We start from the raw sequence: 11508 nt of genomic DNA on the forward strand, positions 1-11508 counted from the left end.
TAGTAATTTATTTGTCACGATACCCAGCCTCCTTCAAATAAGGAAATAAAAATGCCTTTGCTTGTTCGATTTCTTTTTCGGGTGTTTCACTATTTTCACTCCACATTTCAATTAGGAACGGCCCATTATATTCCAAACGCTTTAAGGTTTTAAGACACCCTAAAAAATCTACACATCCATTTCCAAAGGGAACTTCTTTAAATTTACCAGGAAACTGTTCCGTTACAGCCAGAGTATCTTTCAAATGAATTGCAGAAATCTGATCAATTCCGATTTCTAATTCATAACCAACATCATTTTCCGGCCAAGCCGATAAATTGCCAACATCAGGATACACTTGTAGATAAGGTGAGCGAATTTGATCTTTGATTTTCAAAAATTTAGAAATAGAATTTATGAATGGATCATCCATAATTTCTATTGAAAGCACAATTTCTTTTGCTGCTGCCATTGCAACTGCTTTTTTTAAATTTTCAATGAAATACTCTCTGGATTTTAACGTTTTCTTTTCATAATAAACATCATAACCAGCAAGTTGAATGGTGCGAACACCTAAGTCGGAAGCCAAGTCTATTGCTTTTCCCATTAAGTTCATCGCTTCAATTCGTTTGCTCCGATCCTCAGAACCAAAGGGAAAACGTCGATGTCCACTTAAACAAATCGATAATATCTTTACCCCAGTCTCATGAATTGCCTCTCTTACTTCTTTTCGCTCTTCTTTTGTCCAGTCTAGCCTTTGAAGACGTTCATCTGTTTCATCGATCGACATTTCAACAAAATCAAACTCTAATTTTTTTGCTAATAGTAAACGTTCTTTCCAGTCAATATCTTTAGGGAGTGCTTTTTCATAGATTCCTATTGTAGTCATAAACTTTACCCCCAAATACGTTTGATTTCTGCTTGAAAATCTTGTGCAGCTTTTTTAGGATTTTCAGAAGCTGTGATCCCTCGACCAGTAATAAACGTATAGACATCGAGATCTTTGAATAGTTTTAATGTTTCTATATCCAATCCACCCGTAACCGAAACTCTAAATCCCATCTCAATCAATTTTCTTACTTTGGTCAAATCTTTGTCTCCCCAAGTTTCACCTGCTAAAAGTGCATCTCTGCTTTGATGATAAATAGCTTGAGAAATCCCTGCATCCAACCACTTTTGTGCTTGCTCATATGTCCAATCTCCATATAATTCAACTTGGATTTCTTCTACTTCTTTTGCAGCAGCTTTCATTGTTGGTATCGTTGCACAACAAATGACCGTCATCCAATCTGCCCCAGATTCTCGGCAATTTTTTGCAACAGTTCCACCAGCATCTGCACATTTTGTATCTGCAACTACTTTTTTATCAGGGTATAATGCACGAATACAGCGTACTGCTTCTGCTCCTGCCTGCAAGCAAAGAATCGTCCCGACTTCTACGATATCTACAATTTCGCCAACTGCAACCACATCTTTGATTGCACTAGGTAAATCAGAATGATCTAACGCCACTTGTAAATTAGGTCTACTCATTTTTTCGCTCTCCTTACTTTCATTTTTCAAGAGGCTAGGACATTATAATGTTCCCCAGCCTCATCTTTACTATCCCTATTTAAATTTCGCAGCTAACTCAGTTTCTTGCACACGCTCACTGATTTCTTTAGCAGACATGACATTTCTTACACCAACAACTGTAATCCCTTTTTTCTTAGCATCATCAAACATATTCAAAAAATTCATTGGACAAAATACAACATCATATTGTCCTGCCGTACTTTTTCCTTCAGAAATGGCACAATGGTGAATATTGGTAATATTAAATCCTAATTCTTTCAACGCCTTTTCCACACTTTTTTTCATCATTAAACTGGTTCCTGATCCATTTGCACAAGATACTAATACTCTCATCTTAATTTCCTCCTCATATAATTTCAAAACTTAAAGAGCTGATTCAGCCTTGAAAGGAAAATAGAATAAATGACCCCGGCGTTCGTTATCTCATTTATTTTTTCTATTTTTCTCAAACCACTCGATCCTTAAAACTTGAACTGATACGCTCGAAGCAAGGCACAGTGCTAGCTCTTGAAACTAACTAATATTAAGCTTTTTTTGCTGTCATTTTTTTTACGTATTCATCATAATCTTCAGCAATCAAGAAATATCCTTCTGGATTTGCTCGGTACTGTAATTGTGGAATTGCTAGCAGTGCAATCACCACTAGTGCAACACCAAAATAACCTAAATATTTCATTAATAATGTCATCACAGGCCAAACAGTTGCCCAATCAAACATACCAATATATCCACCATACTGTGATAACCCGATAAATGCCGCTATTAAAGCAGATCCTAGTACTTGAATCACACCAGAAATAAATGGGAAAATACATGCTGCTTTGAATCCGCCACGATTATTCGCATAAACAGCGATCACCGCATTATCAAAGAATAATGGAATAAATCCTGCAATGACAATCACTGGTGATTTAAATAGAATCAATAAGCCAATCGTTATGAATTGTCCTAAAGCACCGAATAAGAACCCAATCGTCACAGCATTCGGTGAACCAAAACCAAAAGTTGCAGCAACATCTATTCCAGGCACTGCACCTGGTAATAATGTATTTGAAATTCCTTGGAATGATTCTGTTAACTCTGAAACGAATGTCCGAACCCCTAATTGTAAAATGGCCAGATAAACGGCAAAGTATAACGCTGTTTGTAAAATGTAAAATAAGAAACTTTGTCCTTCCACCATGAATCCTGCCTCAATTAAATAAGCGGGGCCTAACACAACTAAAATAATTCCAAAGAAAAATAGCATCAGAATTGACGTTGCAACCATGTTTTCATTGAAAATCGATAAGAAACCAGGTAATTGGACATCTTCCAGCTTTCGATTATTTTTATCTTTTTTCATTTTTTCAGCTAATCGAGCAAAGATATAAACACCAAACATCTGTTGATGAGCAATCGCAAAGCCCGCACCTTCAGTCAAATCTTGTGTAATGTCAACTGTTAAATTCGATCCAACTGCCCAATAACAGCCCAAAATAAGTCCCATGATCAATAGTATTTGAATTTGTCCTAAATTAGGAAAACAAAATAATAAAATCCAAAATGCTGTTGCCGCCTGTTGAATTTGAACATTTCCCGTTGTAAAAACCGCACGCAATTTTGTATATTTTTTGAAACGAACTAATAAAATATTCATGACAAATGCAATCAATAATAAAATCATCGTGTCACTAAACGTTCGTCCAAAGGTCTCTTCAATTCCTGCGGTTACAGCATTTTGACCAAAGTAAGGGTCAATGACCATCGCATCTAAATTAAAGCGTTCCTTTAATCCCACTAGAATTGGCCGAAAATTATTCACTAAACCACCTGAACCAACAGTTAAGATCAAATAGCCGACAGTTGCTTTTAAGAAACCAGCAATACTTTCATACAATGGTTTTTTGAGTAAAACATACCCTAATAGAACAATAAAACCAATTAAAAATGCTGGCTGTGTCAAAATATTCGCCGCAAAATAATCCCAAATTCCCATTAGAAAATCTAATACTTGTGTCATTTACTCCCCTTCTTTCTATAGATCAAAAGTTGCCATTACGTTTTGATAATCCTCCATTGTATTTACTGTCATCAATGCTTCGATCAACCCGTCAGTCATCAACATTTCTGATAACTTTGAAATATTTTCTACATGCTCTTCACTGTTTTTAGCTGCTAATGTGAAAAACAGACGTGCATTTTTTTCACTATTTCCTTCTTCAAAAATTACATCATGACTCATTTTTGTAAATGAAATGGCTGTTCCTAAAACACCTTGGCTATCTTCTGAAGAATGTGGCATAGCGACACCTGGAACTATCACGATATAAGGTCCATATTTTTGAACACACGCCACGATTTCATCTACATACTGCTGTGTAATAACTTCTTTTTCCAGCAATGTCTGGCAACTAAGCATCACAGCATCTTCCCAATTATCAGGTGTTTTATCACAAAACCGAATCAAATCATTATCATAAAAATACTTTAGCATTCGTTTTCTCCTTGTATATTATATTTAAGGTTTTAATCTTCCGATTTTAGTGGATAACCTTATGAACCATTGTTATTTTTCATTAGGTATTAACTCAATAAATTTGAGATAATATAATTACTGGATTGAGAGGCTATGTCGTTTTCTCCTTGAGTCTATGAACTCGTCATCGAAAGACTGACACCTCTCTCTGTTTAGCTGTTTACGAATGAGTTAGATGTTGAAAGCCTTCTGGCTTTACTCCGTATCTAGAACAAGGTAGTAACGCTTTTCAGTTGAGTGGATTTCAATCCAAATCCTTATGAAGGCGGTATAATTATGTTCTACATTGGAATTGATATTGGGAAACGTTCCCATGTTGCTTCAATCATGAATGATGAAGGAAAGGTTGTTCTTAAAGGATTTTCTTTTCCGAATACCATTGAAGGTGGAGAAAAATTACTTGGAAAAATTCATGATTTTTCTTCTTCATCAGATGATTTTACTGTAGGTATGGAAGCTACCGGTCATTATTGGTTAACGGTTTTTTCATACTTACATGAAAAAGAGTTTTTAATTCATGTTCTTAACCCCATCCAAACGGATGGGTGGCGTAAAGGGACAGAAATTCGTAAACGTAAGAATGATATTATTGATTCAGTTTTAATTGCAGATCTGATTCGCTTCGGTTCCTTTGTTGAAACGACACTCTCTGATGAAAATATTTTTTCTCTTAAACAGCTTTCCCGTTATCGTACTTATCTAGTTGGGACAGCGAGTGACTTTAAACGTAAAATCATTGCCGTATTAGACCAAGTTTTCCCTGAGTATGACTCAGTATTCGGTAAATCAGGTGTTTTTGGTAAAGCATCCAAAGAAATTTTACTTGAATTTAGTTCTCCTGAAACACTCCATGATATCTCTGCGAATACTCTTGCGAAACTACTTAAAGAAGCGAGTCACAATCGTTTAGGGATAGATAAAGCCAATGCCTTAAAAAGTGCTGCGAGTCGATCTTTTGGTATTACTTTTGCTCAAGAGACCTTTACTTTCCAATTACGATCAATGATTGAACAACTTAAATTTCTGGAAGCCCAAATTAAAGATACTGAAACTGAAATCAAAAAAATCATGGTTATTCTGCATTCTGTCATTGAAACGATCCCAGGAATCGGACCAATCAATGGCGCTACTATTCTTGGGGAAATTGGAGACATTAGTAAATTTTCCAATCCTACAAAATTAGTCGCATACGCTGGTCTAGACGCGACTGTTTCTCAGTCTGGTCAATATCAAGCAACACATAACGTTATGAGTAAACGTGGTTCCCCTTATCTTAGAAAAGCCTTATTTTCAGCTGCTTTAATTGCAGTACAACATGATCCTGTTCTTAAAGCCTTCTACGAAAAGAAACGTTCTGAAGGGAAACACCACCTCACAGCTCTTGGAGCAGTTTCCAGAAAGTTATGTTACATCGTTCATGCGATTCTCAAAAAGAACGAACCTTACGAAATACGAATGTAACTCAAAAAAATACCTTTGCTTTCTCTTATTTGTTATGCACTTTTTTGTTATTAAATTTTGGACTAATTCTTTTATTCTTTACTTGACTTCTTATAGTTAGTCTTTCTTATAAAAATGATGGGAACGGTGTATCATTATCTATTGTAAAGACATCATCAAACCCACGATAAAAGTTAAATTCTAATTTATCTTTATCGTTTGGATAGGTGAATTTGCCACCAGCCTGCCAGATAAAAGGTTTAAATTGATAATTCAAACGATCTTTTTTGAATTTCCAGATTTCCGTTATTTCTTTTGGATCAGCCATAAAGTTTGCCCAAATATCGTAATGAACTGGGATAACAACGTTCGCATTTAATGATTCCGCCATACGCAACATGTCGACTGACGTCACTTTGTCAGTAATTCCTCGTGGATTTTCTCCATAAGCTCCTAGACAAACATCGATTTTGTGTTCATTACCATGTTTAGCAAACATATTGGAATAATGAGAATCCCCAGCATGATAAATATTACCGCCACTTGTTTCAAATAAATAATTAACAGCAATTTCATCCATATCTTGAGGTAATTTTCCTTTTAATGTTATTTCCGGATCTTCACAAGTTACTAAGGCCGTTCTGTCAAAAGCTTCTAATGCTACGATGTCTACATCCTTGATTGAAACACGATCACCAGGTTTTACAATTGTCGTTTTCTCTTCTGGAATTCCCCACCTTAACCAAGTATCAACAACTTCTTTTGGACCAATAAAACGTGCATTTGGGCAATTTTGATGAACTGCCGCAGCTGTATTAATATCCAAATGATCTGAATGGATATGGGTAACCACCAAAGCATCCACGTCTTTAACTTCAAATGGGTCGATAACAAAAGGCTGTGTTCTGAGGTTTGGCTGCATATTTTCGCATCCACTCATCCGCATCATCTGATGGCCTTTTTTCATTTTTCCATTTCCATGCGCTCTTTTTCCAGTTCCACACCATAGATCACATAAAATGTTCGTTTCTTCATGTGATTTCAACCAAATTCCGGTACAACCTAACCACCACATAGAAACCGTTCCTACCTCGACTTTTTCTTGTTCAATCTCCTCATTTAAATAGGTTCCCCATTCAGGAAAAGTACTTAAAATCCAACTTTCTTTTGTTACATCATGAATTGTTGCCATATGATCCCTCCATATTGTTTCAATCTCAATTACACTTTTCATTCTACAATATTTTAAACCGTTTTCAATCTATTTATAAGATCGTTTAATTCGTTTTAAGAACGTTTTCATAAAAAATGCATTTATTATAGATCATAACGTCTTTTTTTATGTTCATATCACTTTTTTTATGATATAGTTTCGATGAGGTGAAGAATATGAAGAATTTAGTTTGGAAAAGCATTTACTTTGGAAAAAAAATATTTTTATGGGTTATTTACTTGTTATTTGCCATCTATATTTACTATCTAGTCACTAGTTCTCAAGAATTAGGTTCTAAGCTTATTTTCGGCTGCTTAGGAGGGATTGTGCTAATCATTGTTATTCTCTTTGAGTATTTAAAAAGTATCTATGAAAAAATGATTTATGCTTTAACTGTTGACTGTGACCTAAATAAAGCTGCCGCTTTAAAAGAGACTCTACAAAAAAAAGATTTGTTTAATGGCTTCAAACAGTCTATTATTATTTTTGATAGCTTACTCTTATTGGACGAAGGAAATTATAAACGTTGTTTGAACCATTTAGATAATAATCAGAAGTTCTTTCATTCCACATTGGATTACCTCTTCATTTATTATCATACGCAATTGTATTGCTATTCTTTTTTAAAAGACGAAGAAAATTTAAATAATTGCTTGAAAAACTTGTTCAAGTTAAAAAATGTTAAAAAGAAACAAATGCGTGGTTTATTTTCATGGAACGAAATTGCAGGAATGAACTATTTCCATCAAAATAGAAATATAAAATGTTTAAGTGAATTGGAATTAATTGATAAAAATCGACTAAATAATCGAGAACTGACTTATCTTTTACACCTAAAAGGACAATGTCTACTTAAACTCAATGAAACATCTGAAGGTTATCGTTTATTAAAAGAAGCAAAAGCACTAGGAAATACACTTGCAATTGTACAAAGGATTTAGAAAGGAGGATTTTAAATGAAAAGTTCGCACAAAACGATCAAAGCTCGCCGAGATGATCTGCTTGAATTATTAAAGAACGAGACAAGTCTACTCGTAAAAGAAATAAGCCAAAATCTTGCAGTATCAGAGATAACGGTCCGTCGTGATCTAACTGCTTTAGAAAAAATGGGGTTAGTCCGTCGCGCCCATGGGAAGGCTCAAATCGTTCAAAAAACTGGAACGGAAGATTACAATGAAGAAATCGAAATTTTAAAAAGCGCAATCGCAAAAAAAGCCGCTGAATTTGTAAAAGACGGCGATACCTTATTTATTAATACTGGGTCAACTGCATTGTCTTCTTTAAAAAATTTAGAAGATAAACGTGTGACAATCGTTACTAACAATGTTAAAGTCGCTAATCTTGATCATAATCCAAATTCAACGGTGATTTTATCTGGTGGTGAAATTCGTTTTCCTAAAGAAGCATTGGTTGGTGATATTGCCATCGACTCCTTTTCAAAAATGTCTTCTGATATTTCAATTATTGGGTGTTCTGGACTCAGTATTGAAAATGGTATCACGACACCTGTCTTACATGAATCTAAAATAAATTCGCTGATTATTGAACGAACAAATGGTTTAGTAATCGTTGTTGCAGACTATCGTAAAATTGGTTTTTCTTCTAACTTTACCAGCGGGAAAATCAAAGATATCAATTACTTGATAACGGACACGTTTGCTTCTCCTGAAGTGATTCGAGAAATCGAAAAGCAAGGCGTACAAGTGATTCAAGTTGAATTTTAACGTAAATAGTTCATTCAGTTAAGTTCAAAAAATCGATATTCTACTATGAAAAAATAGTTCTTTTTTTCATAGTTTTTTATTTTATAAACATTTATGATGTATGATATACTTCAGTTAGAAATAAATTACAATTTTTTATTGTTAAAGCTAGGAAAATTAGTACCGTTTTTTTAGTAGAAGGAGGATTGGTTTCATGCGAATCAAACAGTTGGATTACATCGTGAAAGTCGTTGAATTGGGTTCAGTTAATGAAGCGGCCAAACATCTCTTTATCACTCAGCCAAGCCTTTCAACTGCCATCAAAGAACTAGAACAAGAAATGAATATTCAAATTTTCCAACGGACACAAAAAGGAATGGTTCTAACAACTGAAGGAACTGAGTTTTTATCATACGCCCGCCAGATATTGGAGCAAGTCGATTTGATGGAAGAGAAATATAAAGGAATGGAAACTCGCCGCAGATTATTTTCTGTCTCAGCTCAACACTATGCTTTTGCCGTTCATGCGTTTGTACAATTGATTAGATCCTATGAAAAAAATGAATATGAATTTACTTTTCGAGAAACGCAAACAAATAATATTATTGAGGATGTCAGTACGTTTCAAAGTGAGTTAGGCATTTTATACTTGAATACATTTAACGAAAAAGTGATTCGCAAATTATTAAAAGAGAAAAAACTGATCTTTCATCCTTTATTTACAGCTCACCCGCATGTTTTTATTAGTAAAAAGAACCCTTTAGTTGGAAAGAAATCAGTAACTTTAGCAGATTTAGAGGATTATCCTTATCTTTCATTTGAACAAGGACAATTTAATTCCTTTCATTTTTCAGAAGAAATTTTAAGCACACGCTATCATAAGAAAAGTATCCGTGTCAGCGATCGAGCAACCTTGTTCAATTTTTTGATTGGCCTTGATGGTTATACGATTAGTTCAGGTGTATTAAGTCGAGAATTGAACGACGAGAATATCGTTGCACTGCCTCTTGAAGTTGATGAAACAATGGAGATTGGCTGGATTCATCCTGCTCAGATGTCTTTATCTCTAATGGGGGAAGAATATTTACGCTATTTAAAAGAACATATTATTGATTACGGGTTTACTATTTTAGATGAAGCCTAAAAAAAATCCTGATAAAACCATTTTGGTTTATCAGGATTTTTTACGCTTATCTAACTTTATCAGCTTTTTTGATTTGTTTACTTCTCAATTGTCCACAAGCTGCATCGATATCTGTACCATATTCTTTTCTAATAACACAGTTCACACCGTTTTTCTTCAAAATATCATAGAATTTCAACACATCCGCTTTTTCACTGCGGCTATATTGATCATGTTCACTAACTGGATTATACGGAATCAAGTTAACAAAAGTTAATTTCTTCTTATCCTTCAATAAATCAGCTAATTGTTGTGCATGTTCAGGTAGATCGTTCACATGACTCAACATGATATATTCAAACGTGATTCTACGATTCGTTTTTTCCAAATACTCATCAACAGCCTCCATTAATTTTTCAATCGGGAAACTACGGTTGATTCGCATGATCGATGTTCGAACGTCATTATTTGGTGCATGCAGAGAAATCGCTAAGTTGACTTGCAGTCCATTATTAGCAAACTCTTTGATTTTAGGAACTAAGCCACTTGTTGACACAGTAATGTGGCGAGCACCAATTGCCAACCCTTTTGGATCATTGATCGTATGTAGGAAGTTCATTAAATTATCGTAGTTATCAAACGGCTCACCGATTCCCATCACCACAATATGACTTACACGCTCACCTTCACCACGTTCATCAAAATAATGTTGCACGAGCATGATCTGAGCGACGATTTCACCGGCAGTTAAATCACGTTGCTTTTTAAGCAAACCACTTGCACAGAAGGTACAGCCAATATTACAACCCACTTGCGTTGTCACACAAACAGACATACCATATTCTTGGCGCATCAAGACTGTTTCAATCATGTTTTTATCCGGTAATTCAAAAAGATATTTCACTGTGCCATCTTTTGCTTCTTGGATGATTACTTGGCGCAATGGATTGATAATAAAGTTTTCTTCTAATAATTCAATGACATCTTTTGATAAATTCGTCATGTCGCTAAATGCCATGACACGTTTGATATAAAGCCATTCCCAAACCTGAGTGGCCCGGAACTTTCTCTCGTCATGTTCAATGAACCATGCGATTAGTTCTTCTTTTGTTAAACCATAAATGGATGCTTTTTCCACTAGTTTTCTGCCTCATTTCTTCTAAACATTCGCTTCATACTATAACTTATTGTACCCGATTTGTCTATATGTTATCTAGGTTAGTCAGTACAATTAGACATTTCTTATCTCCCTGATTCCACTTTCAGCAGCATTCATTCCTATTGTTTGTTCTACACTCATATCGTTGCTATAATTAAAATTAAGAAAAGAGGTTTTTTATGATGAAAACTCACGTATGTTTTTTCGCGACACCAATCAATGAAAATACCAGCAATTTTAAAGGTCATGATGATCTACTCTTTGGTTATATCCAAGATACTTTTGCCAAAAATCAACTAGGATTTAACTTGCTAAAAGTTGAAATGAGTAAAGATCACCATCAAATTGAGCAAAACATTCATGATGGTTTAGAAAAAGCGAACTTGGTTATTATTGATTTATCTAGTCACGATCCAAATATCTATTATGAATTAGGTTATGCTAAAGCGCTGAATAAAAAAGTAATCCAACTCCAAAACAGCCATCTCGATTCTTTGCCATTTGATTTAGGCCATGCCACGGTCTTATATGATACGACAACTGACGAGGGTATAAATCAGTTCAAAAAAGATATGTTGGAAGCTGTAAAGTCTCCCGAAACTCTTGATACACCGTTATCATTTTACGCTGAAAATGATGTTGAAATTTCTGGGCGAATTGACGACCAAGGAATCGTGGAGCCTTAATTAATCGGAGAAGGAGGCCGAGACAAAAGCGTTTAGCTCCGAGAAATAAGAGGGAATTCACGAAAATTGCTTTTCAAATTTTTGTGAATTTCAGCTTATTTCCGAAGGAGCT

At 34.9% G+C, this 11508-nt stretch carries 12 protein-coding genes; 5 read left to right on the forward strand and 7 right to left on the reverse strand.

The window, feature by feature from the left end; all coding sequences use genetic code 11:
* Positions 1–7 precede the first annotated feature (7 nt).
* From IGJ02_RS11685 to IGJ02_RS11705, 5 genes are all read right to left on the reverse strand, one after another.
* The gene (locus tag IGJ02_RS11685) at positions 8–868 is read right to left on the reverse strand and encodes an L-ribulose-5-phosphate 3-epimerase (RefSeq protein ID WP_430602098.1); all 861 of its coding nucleotides are present in this window, start codon (positions 866–868) and stop codon (positions 8–10) included.
* A 5-nt stretch (positions 869–873) separates the two neighbouring features.
* Entirely contained in the window at positions 874–1512 is a 639-nt protein-coding gene (locus tag IGJ02_RS11690; protein WP_010763026.1) for a 3-keto-L-gulonate-6-phosphate decarboxylase UlaD, read from the reverse strand.
* Positions 1513–1587: 75 nt separating this feature from the next.
* A complete protein-coding gene (locus IGJ02_RS11695) occupies positions 1588–1887 on the reverse strand; it encodes a PTS sugar transporter subunit IIB (RefSeq protein ID WP_010763025.1) in 300 nt (99 codons plus the stop codon).
* 190 nt (positions 1888–2077) lie between these two features.
* Positions 2078–3556: a PTS ascorbate transporter subunit IIC gene (locus IGJ02_RS11700; RefSeq protein WP_430602099.1), complete on the reverse strand. Its 1479-nt coding sequence runs from the start codon at positions 3554–3556 to the stop codon at positions 2078–2080.
* A gap of 15 nt (positions 3557–3571) precedes the next feature.
* Complete coding sequence (locus tag IGJ02_RS11705; protein ID WP_010763023.1) at positions 3572–4030, reverse strand: PTS sugar transporter subunit IIA; 459 nt, start codon at positions 4028–4030, stop codon at positions 3572–3574.
* A gap of 318 nt (positions 4031–4348) precedes the next feature.
* Between IGJ02_RS11705 and IGJ02_RS11710 the strand changes: the two genes are divergently transcribed.
* The gene (locus IGJ02_RS11710) at positions 4349–5533 is read left to right on the forward strand and encodes an IS110 family transposase (protein WP_430602100.1); all 1185 of its coding nucleotides are present in this window, start codon (positions 4349–4351) and stop codon (positions 5531–5533) included.
* A 106-nt stretch (positions 5534–5639) separates the two neighbouring features.
* Here the strand turns inward: IGJ02_RS11710 and ulaG are convergent, their stop codons facing one another.
* A complete protein-coding gene (gene ulaG, locus IGJ02_RS11715) occupies positions 5640–6704 on the reverse strand; it encodes an L-ascorbate 6-phosphate lactonase (protein WP_430602101.1) in 1065 nt (354 codons plus the stop codon).
* A 197-nt stretch (positions 6705–6901) separates the two neighbouring features.
* Between ulaG and IGJ02_RS11720 the strand changes: the two genes are divergently transcribed.
* The 3 genes from IGJ02_RS11720 to IGJ02_RS11730 all read left to right on the forward strand — a co-directional run bounded on the left by IGJ02_RS11720 (position 6902) and on the right by IGJ02_RS11730 (position 9572).
* On the forward strand, positions 6902–7666 hold the full coding sequence (locus IGJ02_RS11720; protein WP_010763021.1) for a hypothetical protein: 765 nt from the start codon (positions 6902–6904) through the stop codon (positions 7664–7666).
* 15 nt (positions 7667–7681) lie between these two features.
* Positions 7682–8449, forward strand: a complete 768-nt coding sequence (locus IGJ02_RS11725; RefSeq protein ID WP_010763020.1) for a DeoR/GlpR family DNA-binding transcription regulator — start codon at positions 7682–7684, stop codon at positions 8447–8449.
* Positions 8450–8642: 193 nt separating this feature from the next.
* Positions 8643–9572, forward strand: coding sequence for a LysR family transcriptional regulator (locus IGJ02_RS11730; RefSeq protein WP_430602102.1), 930 nt, complete (start codon positions 8643–8645; stop codon positions 9570–9572).
* Positions 9573–9618: 46 nt separating this feature from the next.
* On the opposite strand, the gene rlmN is transcribed toward IGJ02_RS11730, so the two are convergent.
* A complete protein-coding gene (gene rlmN, locus IGJ02_RS11735) occupies positions 9619–10689 on the reverse strand; it encodes a 23S rRNA (adenine(2503)-C(2))-methyltransferase RlmN (protein WP_010763018.1) in 1071 nt (356 codons plus the stop codon).
* A 200-nt stretch (positions 10690–10889) separates the two neighbouring features.
* Here rlmN and IGJ02_RS11740 point away from each other — a divergent pair, with 200 nt between their 5' ends.
* The gene (locus IGJ02_RS11740; protein ID WP_430602103.1) at positions 10890–11396 is read left to right on the forward strand and encodes a nucleoside 2-deoxyribosyltransferase; all 507 of its coding nucleotides are present in this window, start codon (positions 10890–10892) and stop codon (positions 11394–11396) included.
* Positions 11397–11508: the final 112 nt, after the last annotated feature.

It is taken from the genome of Enterococcus sp. DIV0724b (assembly GCF_050531475.1).
In the GTDB taxonomy this organism is placed as follows: domain Bacteria; phylum Bacillota; class Bacilli; order Lactobacillales; family Enterococcaceae; genus Enterococcus_L; species Enterococcus_L haemoperoxidus.